The sequence below is a fragment of the Streptomyces sp. SUK 48 genome (genome assembly GCF_009650765.1).
In the GTDB taxonomy this organism is placed as follows: Bacteria; Actinomycetota; Actinomycetes; order Streptomycetales; family Streptomycetaceae; genus Streptomyces.
Genome location: NZ_CP045740.1, coordinates 160,237 through 175,841 on the forward strand (window position 1 = coordinate 160,237; position 15,605 = coordinate 175,841).

At 72.6% G+C, this 15,605-nt stretch carries 12 protein-coding genes and 1 pseudogene; 4 read left to right on the top strand and 9 right to left on the bottom strand.

All coding sequences use genetic code 11. The features are described from left to right. Positions 1-37: 37 nt before the first annotated feature. The 5 genes from GHR20_RS00675 to GHR20_RS00695 are packed head-to-tail and all read right to left on the bottom strand — an operon-like array spanning position 38 to position 7,527. Positions 38-2,554: an aldehyde dehydrogenase family protein gene (locus GHR20_RS00675; RefSeq protein WP_243877823.1), complete on the bottom strand. Its 2,517-nt coding sequence runs from the start codon at positions 2,552-2,554 to the stop codon at positions 38-40. Next, a complete protein-coding gene (locus tag GHR20_RS00680; RefSeq protein WP_153811798.1) occupies positions 2,551-3,717 on the bottom strand; it encodes an acyl-protein synthase in 1,167 nt (388 codons plus the stop codon). Before GHR20_RS00680 ends, GHR20_RS00675 begins: the two co-directional genes overlap by 4 nt. After that, positions 3,714-4,853, bottom strand: coding sequence for a GNAT family N-acetyltransferase (locus GHR20_RS00685; RefSeq protein WP_111581480.1), 1,140 nt, complete (start codon positions 4,851-4,853; stop codon positions 3,714-3,716). The genes GHR20_RS00680 and GHR20_RS00685 overlap by 4 nt, the downstream gene beginning before the upstream one ends. Continuing rightward, on the bottom strand, positions 4,850-6,268 hold the full coding sequence (locus tag GHR20_RS00690) for an MFS transporter (protein WP_153811799.1): 1,419 nt from the start codon (positions 6,266-6,268) through the stop codon (positions 4,850-4,852). Before GHR20_RS00690 ends, GHR20_RS00685 begins: the two co-directional genes overlap by 4 nt. Further along, a complete protein-coding gene (locus GHR20_RS00695) occupies positions 6,265-7,527 on the bottom strand; it encodes a phenylacetate--CoA ligase family protein (RefSeq protein ID WP_153811800.1) in 1,263 nt (420 codons plus the stop codon). The genes GHR20_RS00690 and GHR20_RS00695 overlap by 4 nt, the downstream gene beginning before the upstream one ends. 597 nt (positions 7,528-8,124) lie before the next feature. Between GHR20_RS00695 and GHR20_RS00700 the strand changes: the two genes are divergently transcribed. Further along, on the top strand, positions 8,125-8,664 hold the full coding sequence (locus GHR20_RS00700) for an EF-hand domain-containing protein (RefSeq protein WP_153811801.1): 540 nt from the start codon (positions 8,125-8,127) through the stop codon (positions 8,662-8,664). Between the two features lie 7 nt (positions 8,665-8,671). On the opposite strand, the gene GHR20_RS00705 is transcribed toward GHR20_RS00700, so the two are convergent. The 3 genes from GHR20_RS00705 to GHR20_RS00715 all read right to left on the bottom strand — a co-directional run bounded on the left by GHR20_RS00705 (position 8,672) and on the right by GHR20_RS00715 (position 10,812). Beyond that, positions 8,672-9,148 (bottom strand): DUF6000 family protein, encoded by a 477-nt coding sequence (locus GHR20_RS00705; RefSeq protein WP_153811802.1) that lies wholly within the window; start codon positions 9,146-9,148, stop codon positions 8,672-8,674. Between the two features lie 290 nt (positions 9,149-9,438). Continuing rightward, positions 9,439-9,762 carry a hypothetical protein gene (locus GHR20_RS00710; protein ID WP_153811803.1) on the bottom strand — a complete coding sequence of 108 codons (324 nt, stop codon included), beginning with the start codon at positions 9,760-9,762 and terminating at the stop codon, positions 9,439-9,441. Between the two features lie 465 nt (positions 9,763-10,227). Continuing rightward, the gene (locus tag GHR20_RS00715) at positions 10,228-10,812 is read right to left on the bottom strand and encodes a CGNR zinc finger domain-containing protein (RefSeq protein ID WP_153811804.1); all 585 of its coding nucleotides are present in this window, start codon (positions 10,810-10,812) and stop codon (positions 10,228-10,230) included. Between the two features lie 51 nt (positions 10,813-10,863). Here GHR20_RS00715 and GHR20_RS00720 point away from each other — a divergent pair, with 51 nt between their 5' ends. Both GHR20_RS00720 and GHR20_RS00725 read left to right on the top strand, forming a co-directional pair. Continuing rightward, a complete protein-coding gene (locus GHR20_RS00720; protein WP_153811805.1) occupies positions 10,864-12,345 on the top strand; it encodes an MFS transporter in 1,482 nt (493 codons plus the stop codon). Positions 12,346-12,397: 52 nt separating this feature from the next. Beyond that, positions 12,398-13,519, top strand: a complete 1,122-nt coding sequence (locus tag GHR20_RS00725) for an epoxide hydrolase family protein (RefSeq protein ID WP_153811806.1) — start codon at positions 12,398-12,400, stop codon at positions 13,517-13,519. 221 nt (positions 13,520-13,740) lie between these two features. On the opposite strand, the pseudogene GHR20_RS00730 reads toward GHR20_RS00725, so the two are convergent. Further along, positions 13,741-14,465, bottom strand: a pseudogene (locus tag GHR20_RS00730) (SDR family NAD(P)-dependent oxidoreductase). 104 nt (positions 14,466-14,569) lie between these two features. Between GHR20_RS00730 and GHR20_RS00735 the strand changes: the two are divergent. Beyond that, on the top strand, positions 14,570-15,478 hold the full coding sequence (locus GHR20_RS00735; RefSeq protein WP_153811807.1) for a LysR family transcriptional regulator: 909 nt from the start codon (positions 14,570-14,572) through the stop codon (positions 15,476-15,478). The last annotated feature ends 127 nt before the right edge of the window (positions 15,479-15,605 follow it).

Sequence of the window (15,605 nt, forward strand, 5' to 3'; positions counted from 1 at the left end):
CGCCCGGCTGACGCGGGCGCGCCGTCCCCGCCCTCGGCTACGCCGCGCGCAGGTCGATGACCGTGCGCAGCTTCCCGCTGGTCGCGGTGCGCTCGAACGCCTCCCTCGGCACGGTCTCCGCGGTGAGGGCCAGCAGGCCCTCCGCCTCGGCGGAGGCCAGCTCCGGCACCTCCGCCGCCAGAGCGCGGTGCGCGGCCCCGGGGTCGCCGGCGTACTGCTCGTCCAGGCGGATCGTCAGTTCCTCCCGGCCGGCGCCGGAGCGGACCACGAGCTGCACCTCGCCGTGGTAGGCGAGCCGCTCCTGCGCGGCGGCGACGACGCGCCGGTAGTTGACGAAGTAGGTGCCGACGCGCACGACGTCGCCGTAGCGGCCGAGCAGTTCCAGCCGGGGTACATGGCTGCCACAGGCGCACGGGCCCTCGACGGCGCGCCCCAGGTCACCTATCTCGTAGCGCTCCAGCCGCTGGCCCGCGCGGGCCCGGGAGGTGAACACCAGCCGTCCGGGCTCGCCGGGTGTAACCGGCCGGTCGTCCCCCGGGTCGAGGATCTCCAGGGTGTGCAGGTCGGTCAGTACGTGGTGGACCGAGCCGTCGGAGGAGGCGCACTGGTAGCCGAGCGGCCCGAGGTCGGTGCTGCCGTACGCGGCGGACCGGATCACCTCGACGCCGAACTCCTCCATGAGGACGCGGCGTTGCTCGCCGGTGAAGTGCTCGCCGCCGTAGAACACCGTCCGGATGCCGCCGTACGCGCGCAGCCGGTCGGCCTCGGCGTGGAACAGCTGCCACAGGTAGGAGGGCATGCCGAACACGGTGTCGGCCCGGTGGGTGACCAGTGCCTCGGCGACGGTGGCGTGGTCGGGTCCGGCGGCCATCGGCAGCTGGGTGGCGTTCAGCCGTTCCAGGATGGAGAAGAAGCTGATGAAACTCCCGTACATCCCGCCGCAGTAGAACAGGTTGGCCGCGCGGTCCCGCGCCGGGTCGAAGCCGGCGGCGAGCAGCCCGTCGGCCGCGGCGCGCATCTGGTTGTCGTAGTCGTCGACGGTGAACACCGACAGCGCGGGCGCGCCGGTGGAACCGCCGCTGCGGAAGTACAGGTGGGCGTGGCGCGCGTCCAGGGAGGCCAGCGCGCGCTGCACGCCCTCCTTGCCGAGCAGCGGCGCGTCCGGGACCGGGGGCAGGACGGGGGCGGACACCAGGTCGTCCAGGCAGGCCACCGGCCCGAACTCCGCGTCCGCCGTCCGCACGCTCACCCGGCGGCTGTAGCGCTGGAGCGCGTAGACGCCGTCGTGCGGCTCGCCCTCGTAGCCGTCCAGCATGGAGCCGACCGGGGTGATCCGGGTGACGCCCGCGGCGAACAGGGCGCGCGACAGCGCGGCCACGTCCGCCCGGCCGCCGCCGACCGCCGCGGTCTGCAGGTAGCGGCGCATGGGCCGCAGCGTCCCGGTGACCAGGTGCCGGGGCAGCGGCTTGACCCAGACGCTGCGGTGCAGCGGGGAGGCCGCGAGCGCGGGGCGGGTGTCCGCCAGCACCCGCCAGGAGCCGTCGTCACCGGTGAACACCCGGGTGAGGCCCAAGTGCTGTTCGATCCGGGCGAGTTGCTGGACGGTGGTGATCTCCGCCTGCTCGGCCGGTCCGGGCCGGGGCGCGGGACGGGCGCCGGACACCTTCGCGAGCCGCTCGGCGAACCGGCCGGCGAACGCGAAGACCTCCTCGGTGTCCTCGGTGTCGAGATAGACCACCTGCGGGCTGGAGCATGCCTGCTGCTCGAACCGGCAGACGTCCTCGGCCAGCGCGTCCAGCAGGCCGTCCGCGTCCGCCGCCTCCCGGGTCAGGTAGGCGAAGGAGATCCGGTGCCCCCATGCGACGACGCGGCAGCCGGGCGGCGCCAGTTCACGCACCGCGCTCTCCGCCTCCTCACCGCCCCAGACCGCGATGGCGTCGGCCTGTCCGCACAGAGCTTCCAGCCAGTCGCGGCGCGAGGAGGGGAAGCGCAGGGCGATCACCCGCTCGGCGATCAGTCCGCTCGGGTCGGCCGCCGCGAGCGCGGCGAGCAGGTCGAGGGCGAGCGGCGTGTCCGAGCCGCTCGTCTTCAGGACGTTGACGTTGCCCGCGAGCAGGCCCTCCACGACGCTCAGCGGGGCGACCGCGGCCGCGTTGCCGGGCGCGATGTGCACCAGGAGTCCCACCGGCGCCCAGGACTCGAACACCGTCTCGCGGCCGTCCGGCCGGGTCAGCCGCTCCGGACGCAGACCGCCCAGTTCCCGGCGCAGCTTGCGCTCCAGTGCCTGCCGGGTGAGCGCGCCCGCCAGCTCGGCCAGGGTGGAGGCGGCTTCGGCGGCGGGAAGGTGGGCGGCCAGCCGGGTGTGGAGGGCGGAGCGGGGGTCGGCCAGGTCCGCGCCGACCGCGGCGCAGGCGCCGAGGACGACATCGGTGGGCAGCGGGCGCTCCAGGACGCGGGCGGCCGTCTCCGGCAGGTCGGCCATCCGCCGTCCTGCCTCGGCGTCGTCGACGAACTCGCCCTGCCAGAAGTGGAGTACGGGTACGGAAGCGGTCACGACATTCCCTTCATCATTTCGGCGGCGGCCACCGCGCAGCTGCGGTTGCGGCTCACCCCGGCACGGCCGAGCACGGTGAACCAGTCGGTGGACAGCGGGCAGGGGCACTCCTCGCCCGGGTGCAGCGAGGCGAGGTCGCCCATGACGACGCTGTGTGCCGGTACGGAGGTGATGTACGGGCTGACCAGGTGCAGGAAGCCGGGCTCGCCGTACGCCAGCGGGCGCAGCGTCCTCGGGTCGCGGACCGCGGCGCGCGACCACACGGGGACGTGCAGCCGGTGGTGCGCGCACTCGACGTACGGCACGCAGTGCTCGACGGACCCGAAGGTGTCGCGGACGGACTCGGCCGGGATACCGAGGCGTTCGGTGACCGCGGCGCGGAGCTCGTCCTTGCCGATCTGCCGGTCGGCGTGGCCCTTCCAGCCGCCGCCGAGCACCACCAGCGACCCTTCGGGCAGCCGCAAAGGGGCCATGCCCGTCGACCTCATCCGCTCCAGGGTGAAGTACAGGAAGGCCGGGAAGCCGAGGATGCGCACCGGCGCGTCCTCGTCGGCGTAGCGCTGGAGCGCGGCGATGCAGCCGTGCACGTCGAACTCGTGGCCGGAGCCGGTGTGCCGCAGCGCGTGCGTGGTGTGCCGGGCCGGGGCGAAGTCGCACAGGTAGTTGTCGGTGAACGAGGTGCCCAGCTTCAGCGACGGCGCGGGCTCGTAGCTGTAGAGCAGGTAGTTGACCGGCCGGTCGGGGGTGATCCAGCCGTAGTGGTCGAAGATCCGGGCCACCATGCGCTGGGCCGAGCGGATCGTCCAGCGGTCGAAGAACATCTGGGACTTCTGGCCGGTGGTGCCCGAGGACGTCAGATGCAGGAACACCTCGTCGCGGGGGACGGAGAGCGCCTCGTGGCGCTTGAAGAACGCGGCCGGCACCAGCGGGGTGCGCACGCCGTCGCCGACGGTGGGCGCCGGGATCTCGGCCTGGTCCTGGAGCAGGGCGGCGAGGAACGGGGACCGTTCGGCGTGCCAGGCGTTGGCCTCGGCCATGGCGGCGGCGAACAGCCCGTCGGCCTCGGCGCCGGTCGCGTACGGGTCGGCCAGGTCGCACAGGCGCTGCACCTGGCCGAGCGCCGCCGGGTCGGGGACCTCGACGGGAGCGAGATGGGGGTTCATCGGGACACCTCGTGAAGGGGCAGGTAGGTGGAGGCCCAGGCGCTCAGATAGGCGCCGAGGTAGGGCTGGAGCAGCGGGCTCACGGCCGTCGTACGGAAGTCGATCTGCCGGCTGGTGCGGGAGAGCACCACGTAGTCGTGCAGCCGGTCGCCGACGCGCCGCATCGCCGGGTAGACCGCGCTCGGTACGAACCCGGAGGCCAGGAAGATCTCCAGGGCCTCGGTGTCGGCCAGCGGCAGCAGGGTCTCGGCGTAGTCGGCGCCGGCCCGGGTGACCGTGGTCATCAGCGCCTCCAGGGCGCCGGTCAGCGCCGCGGGGCGCGGGTGTACGGCCACGAGCGCGCAGCTGCCCGCCACCGGGTCGAGGTCGGCGTACGCCTCGAAGCCGCCGTCGGCCGCGACCAGCAGCGCGTTGGGGGTGTGCAGGGGGAAGAAGCGGTCGGCGGCGCGGGGGAAGCGTTCGAGGAAGCGGCGGCGTACGAAGGCCGGTGCGGGAATCAGTTCGATCGGCTCGGCCCCGGGGTCCCGGCGCGGCGCGCTTTCGAGGGCGACGGCCCGGGCCGTGCCGGCGCAGTCGATGCCGATGCCCGCGGACGCGGCGGCCAGCAGCCCCGTGAGCCGCTCGGGTACGCGGTCCACGGGGGCCCGGCGCTCCAGCACGCCGTCGGCGTAGCGGGCGAAGAGCCCGAGGCTCTCGCAGCCGTCGACCTCGACGGCGTTGGGCAGCAGGCCGAGGGGCCGGAAGCCGTTGCGTACGACGACGTGCTGGGGGCCCTCGGTGACGACGCGCACGGTGGCGTAGAGCGAGTCGGGAATGCCGGTGGCGAGGGCCGCCTCGCAGACCGCGCCGGTCAGCCGGGAGGCCAGTCCGCCGCCGCGGTGCCCGGGGTGGACGGCGAGCCCGAGGAGCTTGCCGACGCGGCTGCCCGCGTCGGTCTGCACGACGGCGGAGCCGACCAGGTCCCCGCGGGCCGTACGGGCGGTGAGCCAGTGCGCGGAGCCGTCGGTGATCATCCGGCGCATCACGGCCGGGTCGCTGCCGAGCGGCACCGGGTAGCCGTGCCCGTACACCTCGAAGTACAACTGCCGCAGTTCGGCGATGTCCTGGACCGCCGCCGGGGCGAGGACGACGGTCATGACGTCTCTCCCGCCGGGGTGAGGTGCGCCGTCGCCGCGTCGCCCGGGGAGGTGCGCGGCGCGTCGGGCCGCGCGCGGCCGGCCAGCCACCACAGCGCGAGCGCGACCGGGACCAGTCCGGCGCCCTGGACGAGGCAGAGCGCACGCGCGCCCAGGTGGTCGCCGAGCGCGCCGAAGAGGAGGGAGGACAGCGGGAAGGTGGCGCCGAGGAGGGCCTGCATGACCGCGAAGAAGCCGGGCTTGTCGGCCGTGGGCACGAGCCGCTGGAACAGCGCCACGAAGCGGACGCCGATCACGCCGACGCACCAGCCGGCGACGGCCAGCGCGCCCATCGCCGTCGCGTGCCCGGCCCACAGGCCCGGCAGCCCGAGCGCCACGGCCATCACGGCCAGGCAGGCGCTGCCGACGGCGACCGGCCGCCCGGGTACGCGTGCCCCGGTGAAGGAGCCGACGAGGGTGCCCGCGCCGAGCGCGGCCTCCAGGGTGGCGACGGTCGACCCGGTGGAGTGCAGCACCCCTCGGGTGTACAGCGGCATGACGACGTAGACGGCGGTGGTGAACAGGTTGGCGGCGGCGAAGCAGAGCAGCACGCGGCGGATGAACGGGAGCCCGGCCAGGACCTGGCGCAGTGTCCGGGGGGCGGGGGGCGGCGTGTCGTGCCCCGGGTCCGTGGCCGTGGAGCGGTCCCGCGCGTCCTGCGGCGCGTCGGACGCGCCGGTCACGGCGGTTACGGCGGTTACGGCGATCGCGTCGGTAACGGCGGGCATGTCGGCCACGACGGTCGCGTGGGTCGCTTCGGTCGCGTGGCGGAATCGGGCCGAGGCGACCAGCAGGGCGGCGAGCAGGTAGGCGCTGCCGCAGACGGCCACGACCACCGGGAGGCCGCCCGCGTCGACCAGGAGCGGCCCGAGCAGGCCGCCGCCGAGTCCGGCCAGCGACTGGGTGGACAGTTCGAAGCCGGTGGCGGTCTCGATGTCCGCGTCCTCGACCAGTTCGGGCACCGACGTCGTGAGACACGGGTCGAACACCGCCTGGCAGGCCGCGAGTGCCAGGCCCACCGCGTACACCGCGGCCATGGGCAGGTCACCGGCGTACGCCCAGAGCGCCGCCGGTATCGCGACGGCGCCCGCCGCGGCCGCGGCGACGGCCAGCACCGCGCGGTGCGCGTACCGCGCGACGACGCGGGCGACCACGGGGGCGAGCGCGACCGCGGGGAGGGTGCTCACCATCAGGAACAGGCCCGACTCCAGACCGCGCCGCGTGCCCCCGGCGAAGCCGACGAGCCACCAGACCGCGCCCACCTGGAACATCCGGCCTGCGGCCTGGGTGAGGAGCTGAGCGGTCCACACCCGTCCGAAGGAGGGGTTGCGCAGCACCAGCGGCAGGCGCCGGCCTCGCGGTACGGCCGCGCTCATGAATGCGGCCGTTCGTCGACGACCCGGACCAGTTTGCCGGAGCGGGAGTTGACGGCGAGGTCCTGGTGCCGCGCCCACTCGACGGTGAGCGGGTTCACGTGTCCGGCGTCCGCCGCGCCGGTGTAGGCCGGCCGCTCGGCGAGGACGGCCGCGGCCACGGCGGCTCCCAACGCGCCGTGCCGGTCGGCGGGTTCGGCGGTGGCGAGGCGCAGCACCAGGCCGTCGCGGCCGTCCCGGCGGCGGATCACGAGCTGGAGCCCGGTGATCTCGTCCGCCGTGTCGGCGCCGCGCACGATGTCGTGCACGTCCTCGGTGTAGAGGGAGACGGGGCCGACCCGTACGCCCTCCTCGGCACGGCCGAGGATGCGGAAGACGCCCGCGTCCCGGTCCACCCACTCCGCGCGGTCGCCGGCCGGATAGCGCAGCACCGGCATCAGTCGCCGGCGCAGGTCCGTGACGACGAGCCGGCCCGGGACGCCGGTGCCCTCGACGGGCACGTCGGCCTCGTCGTCGAGGATCTCCACGGCCGTGTGCGGGACGAACGCGCGGTGCACCCGCGGGTCGCCGCCGGGTACGGCCTCGCCGAGGAGGCCCGCGTCCACGCTCGCATAGCCCAGCGAGCGGGCCTCGGCGTTCGGGAACGCCTTGCCGAGCAGCGGGAGTTGGTCACCGAAGAGGCACTCCCCGCCGAAGAAGAGGAGCTCGACGTCGGGCAGGGTCCGGCCGGCCGCGGTGAGGCGTTCGGCGAGCGCGCACAGGGTGGTCGGGGTGCCTGCGACCACCTCGACGCGGAACTCCTCCAGGGTGGCCGCGGTGGATTCCCACGGCGTCGCGCCGCCCAGCGGCAGCCGTACGTTGGCCACCGGGGAGCGGTGCAGTGAATCGAGTATGAAGCTGAAACTCGCGTACAGGTCTCCGGCGTAGAACAGATCGGCCACTCGATGGCCGGGCCGCAGACCGGCGTTGACAAGTCCGGCACCAAAAGCGGAGGTGAATTCCCGCCATTCGGTGCGTGTATAGAAGGAGAACTTCGGGGATCCCGTGGTTCCGCCACTGCGAAAGACGACCGCTTCTTGCAGCGGGGCCGTCAGCAGCCTGTTGTCGCGGGGCGAGTTGGCCCGCCAGAATTCCGTCTGGGGCACGACCGGCAGGTCCGTGAGCTCGGTGACCTGATCCGGGAGGTGCGAGTAAAGCTGCCTGTAGAACGGTGAGTTGAGGCGCGCGAAGCGTACCAGCTCCGCTAATGATTGAACGGGCATCAATTCCTGCTCGAAGTGGGGTGACCGTCGGCGACCCATGGGCACGACGGGAGTACAGGGGAATTGGTCGACCCCGGAGGCCAGGCCGGAGGACCGTTTCATCAACCAGTACGACGGATCGTATCTCACCATTCGGAACGGCCTTGCATCGGCTTGCCTTTCAGGCAAGGGGCATGGTGCGGGCCGGACGAATCACGGTTTCCCATGGTTCCCGGCGGAGCGGAGACAGTGGTCACATGTCGCCCTGTTTCCATAAGGAATGGTTGACCGCGCTGAAAGGACCCCTTGCATGCGGGGCGGGGCCGCTGGACGGCACTGCGGTCGGCGAGGGTCTGGCCGTGGCGAGAGGGGCCAGAGGGTCCGGGACGGCGGACCGAAGTGCGCCACGTACCCTTTGCGAATCTTTGAACTCGTCACCGGGGAGCAGCGGTTGGAGGCGGGAGAGATCGGGGCCTCGGAGGGCCGGCCGCTCGCACACATGAGCCTATTGGGGGGTGTGTGGTCCGCGACCTACAGTGGCCGGTGGTCCGCCGCCGCTGTGCGGGGCGGCCGCCGGGAGGGGTCCGCGGTTCGGTTCGGTGCCGAGGGAGGCCGTTCATGGCCAGCGAGTTTCAGGAGCGCAAGCTCAGGGGGATGTTCGCCGCGTTCGACGCCGACGGGGACGGCTGTCTGCGCGAGGAGGACTTCAGGGCACTGGTCGCCCGCTGGAGCAGGCTGCCCGCGGTGGGCCCGGGGACGGAACTGCGCGCGCGGGTCGAGACCCTGCTGATGGGGTGGTGGTCGGCCCTGCGCGAGGCCGGAGGCGCCCGGGGAAGCGGGACGGTCGATCTGCGCGAACTGCTCACGGTGGTCGACGGGCTGCCCGCGATGGCGGCGGAGGTCACCGCCACGGCGAACACGGTCTTCGACGCCGTGGACGCCGACGGGGACGGCCGCATCAGCCCGGAGGAGCACCGGCGACTCGTGGAGACCTGGAACGGGCGGCCGGTGGACCTGACGGGCGTCTTCGAACTGCTCGACCGAAACGGCGACGGCCATCTCGACCGCCCGGAATTCGCGCTCCTGTGGCGCCAGTTCTGGACGAGCGACGACCCCACGGAACCGGGGAACTGGCTCTGCGGGAGGTTGGCCGTCTGACGGCCGCCTACGGAGTCGGGGGTGGCGCGCCGCGCGCCGATCGCACAAGGCGTCCGGCACCCTTGCCGGATCGCGCGGCCACCGAGGTGGCCGGCGATGCCGTCGTCGCCGCGCACATGGGGCGCGTCCTGGAACCACCGCCGCCACAGGCCGCCCTCCTGGAGGAAGCAGTCGGCCCGGCCGCCGTGCAGGACGGAGTCGGTGTACACGAGGGCGACGCGGCGAGCAGATCGGCGTCCCGTACGGTGCCGAAGCTCGCCGGCGCCACGCAGTAGGCCCCACCCGCGCAGCAGACCTCGCTCTCCAGCAGCAGCGCGCCCAGTCGCTCGCGGAAGTGGTCGCGCCGCGAGACCGCGGCGAACCATGCCGCGGTGCGCCGCTCCCGCCGGCTGCCTTCGAAGAGGGCGGTGAGCTCGGCGTCGGAAACGGCCTTCGCGTCAGCGGCCAGGGCGTGCACGAACGGCTCGTACTTCTCGCGCGGCATACGAAGTACCGCTCCGCCGAGCTTCATAGAGCGCCGCGCGGGGGCGCAGTATCGCCGGAACAGGTCCTGCATCTGCGGGTCGTGGCGGATCACCACCCCGTTGTACAAGTGCGTACTGCGTATGCGGCTGCGGCTGCGGCTGGGGCACACCCGGGCATCCGATGGGCTCGGGTTGCCGGGGCACGGATCGTACGACGCCCGGCCACCGGCCCACCGCCGCACCACGGCCATCAGGGCACCGCCGTCGCTCATCTCGGCCTCCCCTCCCCCACCGGCGTGCTCCCTCTCGATCAGCTCTTCGGGGCGGTGGCGCTGCCGGGAGCCGGGTTCAGGCGGAGCCACGCCGTCAAAGCGGCCTGGAGCTCGACGACCTCCCCGTGCGAGAGTGCCTCGCCTCCAGCCCCTACCTGAAGGCGTACGGCGTCGGCGGTGACCCGCCAGCCGATCGACCGGCGTCTCGGCGAGGTGATGGCGGAGCCGTGGGCGAGAGCGCGCGATGCCGCCTCGGCCCGGGAGGGACCACGGGAAGCAGTCGTCGGCGTCTGTCCGGCGCGGATGAGGCGTTTGGGGCGTGTCGGCAGGCCGATGGCTACGTAGAAGTCGCGCAGCGCCACGTCGAGGTCCCGGGGAGCGGACGGCGCGAGGCCGAGGAACTCCTCCAGCAGCTCCGGGTGTGTGGCGGGGGGCGTTCGGGCCCGTAAGGATGCTCGTGCAGTGGGTGCTCGGTGACCTCCAGCCGCACGCAGGCGGGGGCGACCAGCACACGGCCGTAACCCTTCTCGCTCAACTCCGCGTGGATCTCGCGGAGCCTGGCGGCTTGCCGCGGCACTGGGTGGGGATCCCCGATGGCGGGCACGGAGGGCTTTCTGGTCGGCTTGAGAGCCTCGCCCATCGGGCCATTGCAGCGGTGCAGAACACCACCCTGCGTCAGCACGACCGTCACCTGACGGCCCCGCGTGTCGGACCCGAGCCGGAACCCCACGACGGTCGTCGGCACTCACCCTCCCTGCGGCTGTCGGCCACCGTAGCGGGAACCGGGATGGCGGGTGGGAGAGTTGCCCAGGGTCAGGTGCCGGCGCTCAACGCGGGCTGCGCCGACTCCGGTAGGCCGCGACGCTGGCCCGGTGTGCGCAGGTTCGGGTGCAGTACTGCTTCGAGCCGTTGCGCGAGAGGTCCACGAAAGTGGCCCGGCAGGTCGGCCCGGCGCATACGCCGAGACGGGCGGGACCGAGCGTGGCGATCACGGAGGCCAGTGCGCTGAGCGTAGCCGCGGCGAGGTGTGCCGAGCAGCGGTCGGTGTCGGAGGTCACCTCGGTCCACCAGCGGTCGTCCTCGTGGCGCAGTACCGGGGTGGCGCGGCTGCGACGCAGACCGTCGTTGATCAGAGCCGCGGCTTCGACCGCGTCCGCGTTCGCCCGTTCGAGCACCTGACGCACCGTCTGACGCAGCGCGCGGACTTCCGCCAGGTCGGCACGGGTGAGATGCCGCGGACCGGCCCCTTGGTTCGCGGCCGAGCTCGGAGGCTCGACCCCGGGATGGTCGTCAAGGAAGGCCCGGAGCTGCTCCACGGTCTCGAGCGCGTCCTCTCCCTTGATCGGCATCAAGGTGTTGGCCAGGTCGACGGCCGCCTGGACCACCCATGGGCTGTAACACGCATCCTGCATTTGACGTATCTCCTCACTGCTCCATAATGTTACACGCAAAGGAGATCTAGCATGTCACGCCATACTCGGCAGAGGACGACGCCGCAGACGATCCCGTCTGGAAGGGCCCCGGCTCCGGAGCGAGCCGACGCCCCGGACGGGCGTCGGCTGGGGCTGACCTTGGGGATGCTGGTGCTGCCGATGTACGTGGCACTGGGAGCGCCGTCGGTGGCCCTGCCGGCCATCGGCCGCGCACTCGCGGTGCCGTTCGGGGCCACCGCATGGATTCTCGCCGCGTGGTCGCTGACCTCCGCGCTCGCGATGCCGGTCGCGGGTCGGCTGCTGGTCCGCTGGAGCCCCTTCCAGGTTCTCGTCGCCGGAGTCGTGGCGCTCGCCGCGGGCTCCGCGCTCGCCGGAGCCGGGCCGACGCTGTCCGTCGTGATCGTCGGCCGGCTGATCGGCGGCGCCGGGGCGGGCGCGACCGTGATCGCCGTCTTTGCCGCGGCCACCGCCCTTCCCGGGCGGCAACGGATCCGCGCCCTGGGAATCATCGCGGCCGCCGGCGCGACGGCGTCGGGGTGCGGGACGTTGCTGGGCGGGGCGGTGACCGCATGGCTCGGGTGGCGTGCCGTGCTCGCGATCCCGGTCCTCGCGCTGCCCCTCCTGCTGGCCGCATTGCCGAGCAAGCGCGCGCTGACGCGGAGCGGCAGCGGCAGCGGCAGCGGCAGCGGCAGCGGCAGCGGCAGCGGCGAGCGAAACGGCTCGACCGGGCGACTCGATGTCGTCGGCGCGGCCGTGCTGTCGGTACTCGCCGGCTCCTTGATCACGTTGCTACAGGCACACTCGGTCGGCCTGCCCGCTCCGGTCACGCTCGTCGTGGCCGCCGCCGGGGTGCTCGCCGCCGGGGGATTGTGGTGGCGCGTGCGCAGCACGCCCGAGGGGTTCGTGCCCCGGCGGGTGATCGCGGCCCCCGGCTTCCTGGCGGCCGGGCTCATCGGCGGGACCGTCTTCGCCGGCTACTACGGGGTGCTGTTCCGCGCCCCGTCCCTGATCGAGCAGGTCACGGGCGGTGGCCCCCTGAAAGCCGGCGTGCTCTTGGTTCCGGCCGCCGCCTGCTCGGTGCTGGCCGGGCGGCTGGTCGGCGCCGTGACCGACCGGTTCACCGCCTGGCAGGTGTCGGCCGGACTCGCGGCACTCACCGTCGTCGGCGTGCTCGTGGTCGCGGTCTTCACCGGGCCGACCCTGATTGTCGTCGGCACGGCGTTGACCGTGTGCGGGTTCGCGGGCGCCCAAGCCGTACTGGTGAGCCTCGCGCCGGACCTGGTCGCCGCGGACGACCGCGACACCGCACAGGGCCTGCTCAACTTCATGAACGCCCTGGGTGGGGGGATCGGTCCGGCCGCTGTCGCGGGTCTGTCCGGCATCGTGCCGGCACCGGTGGCCCTCGCTGTACTCGCGGCACTCCCCCTGGCCGGAGTCGTGCTCAGCCTGACCCAACGCCCTACCGCCAATCGCCGCCCCCGACCCGACGCCACGCGTGGGAGCCCGCGATGACGGCCCACCTGCATCTGATCCGATGACACCTGGACCAGTAAGGAGCCTTGCCATGTCCGCCGAGCCATTCGAGGTCAGCATCACCGAAGCCGAGATCGCGGACCTGCGTGAGCGATTGCGCCGGACACGATGGCCCGAGCGCGAGCCGGTGGACGACTGGTCCCAGGGTTTGCCACTGGCGTATGCGCGGGAGCTTTGCCGCAGTTGGGCCGAGGAGTACGACTTCGGGTTCGCCGAGCGGCTGAACGCGTTCCCGCAGTACCGCGACACGATCGACGGACTGGGCATCCACTTCCTGCACGTCCGCTCGCCGGAGCCGGACGCGTTCCCGCTCGTGCTCACGCACGGATGGCCGGGTTCGGTGCTCGAGTTCCTGAAGGTTCTCGGCCCGCTCACCGACCCCCGCGCGCACGGCGGTGACCCGGCGGACGCGTTCCACGTGGTCGCGCCGTCGTTGCCCGGGTACGGCTGGAGCGACAAGCCGTCGACGACCGGGTGGGGCGTCACTCGTACCGCGCGCGCCTGGGACACGTTGATGGTCTCGCTGGGTTATGAACGGTACGGCGCGCAGGGCGGTGACTGGGGTTCGGCGGTGTCCGGGGCGCTGGGCGAGGTGGCGCCCGAGCGGGTCGCCGGAGTGCACCTGAACCTGGGATCCGTGGCGGCGGGCACGTTCGACGACCCGACGCCCGCGGAGCTGGCCAATCTCGAGGCCGAGAAGGAGATGCGGCGCACCGGCCGGGGGTACTCGGCGATCCAGGCGACCCGGCCGCAGACGCTCGGCTACGGCCTCACCGACTCCCCGGCGGGGCAGGCCGCCTGGATCGCCGAGAAGTTCTGGGCGTGGACGGACAACGACGGCCATCCCGAGGACGCGTTGTCTCGGCAGACGATCCTCGACGAGATCTCGGTCTATTGGTTCACCGCGTCGGCCACGTCGTCGGCGCGCCTGTACTGGGAGAGCTTCGCCAACTTCCGGGACAAGGTGACCGCGCCGTCCGGGCTCTCGGTCTACCCGCGCGACATCACCCGCCCGTCGAGGCGGGAGGCCGAGCGGCGGTTCACCGACCTGCGCTGGTTCGAGGAGCTGCCGCATGGTGGACACTTCGCCGCGCTGGAGCAGCCGGAGTCGCTGGTCGAGCAGGTGCGCGGGTTCTTCCGCCTGCTTCGCTGACTGTCCGTGCCACCCCCTGGGAAGCCCGCGCCCAGGGGGTGGTCCTGTCCGGCCCGACGGCGTACGAATTCGCTTCGAGGTTCCTCTTGGAGACGTCAGCCGCTTCGAGTCCCCGGGCGCGGAGGCGGGGCCGCCCATTCGGCACGTCGACGTGACGGCCTGCGCTCGCCCCCCCTCGACAGCACCCCGTCCGAGACCGGCGGTCTTCGGCCCCGCATCCGTCACCAGGGCACGACACCACTGTCGTCGAACAGTTGGCCGGTCGGGCCATCGTCAGGCAGAGAGGCCAGCCGGATGGCGATCGCCGCGCCCTGTTCCGGGGTCTGGGTTCCGCTGAATCCGTTGAGGTCGGTCGCCACGTAACCGGGGCAGGCGCCGTTGATCAGGATGTTGCTGGTGCTCAGCTCCTTGGCGTACTGGATCGTGATGGCGTTGAGGTACGTCTTCGTCGGCGCGTAGGCCCCGCTGAGCCCCCGAGGTCGACACCGGGTGTGGTCTGTAGCGTCAAGGAGGCGACGTGGCTGGATTGGTTGACGATCCGCGGGTGCGCCGAACGGCGCAGCAAGGCCAGCATCGCGTTGGTGACCCGGATGACGCCGATGACGTTCGTCTCCACCAGACGCCGCACGGTCTCGACGTCGATGGTCGAGGGCGTCTCCGGCCAGCCACCGGCCACGCCGGCGTTGTTGACCAATACGTCGAGGCGTCCGGCCCGTTCCTCGATCATCCGGACCGCGGCACTCACGCTGTCGTCGTCTGTCACGTCCAGAGGCACGCAAAAGGCGTCGGCACCCGCCGCGCGCAACTTCGCGGCCGCGGATTCCCCGCGCTGTTCGTCCCGAGCGCCGACGCCGACACTCCAGCCCCGTCGGCCCAGCCCGGCCGCGATCTCGTATCCGATCCCCTTGTTCGCGCCGGTGACCAGCGCGATCGTCTTCTCGCTCATGCCGACGAATATGCCGCTGCCGCGGTCGGACACCAACACCGTCCCGGTGGCACGGCGATACCTGGAAGGTATCGATCGTTCGACATCGCGGCTAGCGTGTAGCCATGGAAACGCGCGAACTGCGGTACTTCGTCGCCGTCGCCGAGGAACTGCACTTCGGCAGAGCCGCCGAGCGTCTGGAGATGACCCAGCCGCCCCTCTCCCGGGCGATCGCCCAGCTCGAACAGCGCCTGGGCACCCCTCTTCTGAGGCGCACCAGCCGCCAGGTCACGCTCACCCGAGCCGGAGCCGTGCTCCTGGCGGAGGCTCGGGCGATTCTGAGCGCGGTGACCGCGGCCGAGCGGCGCACCCGCCAGGCGGCGACGGCACGTCCCCCTCTCGTCCTGGCGTTGAAGTCCGGCACCGCCGGCGAACTGCTGACGAAAGTGCTCGACGCGTACGCCGCGGAACCCGGTGCCGCCACGGTCGATCTGCTGCTCTGCGAGGCGCACCAACACCAGCGACTGCTGGCGGACGGCCACGCCGACGTGGCACTGCTGCACCTGCCCTTCGACTCGGCGTCCGGGCTCGACACCGAGAATCTGTACACCGAAGGGCAGGTCGTGATCCTGCCGGCCTCGCACCCACTCGCCGGCCGTCAGCATGTCGGCATGACCGAGGTCACCTCGGTGCGACAGCCCCCGATGGCTCGCTGGCCCGGCCCCGACGGCAGCTACCCGGACGGGGCAGGAGCAGAGGTACGGAACCTCACACAGCTCTTCCAGCTGATCGCACTCGGCCGCACCACCGCGGTCATTCCCGCATCGGCCTGCACCGATCTACGCCGGGACCTCGTCGCCGTGCCGGTTCTGGACGCTCCGCCCGTGACGACAGCGATCGCGTGGAACCCGGACACCCGCCTCCGCACAGTCGCCGACCTGGTCCGCGTCGCCACGCGCCTCTACAACCCCGCAGGCTTCTTCCCTGCCCCTTCTCATCAACCGGACGCCCCCGGGATACCCGCGGTCCGCTGAAGGCGCCCCGGCGGTCGGCAGCGGAACTCGGTGCCGCCCCTGTCGCAGGAGGATCAGTGCCGCGGGACCCGCAGGCTCCCGGACCGCGCGGTGTCTCCCGGGGCGAGTCAGCAACCGGCGGAGAACT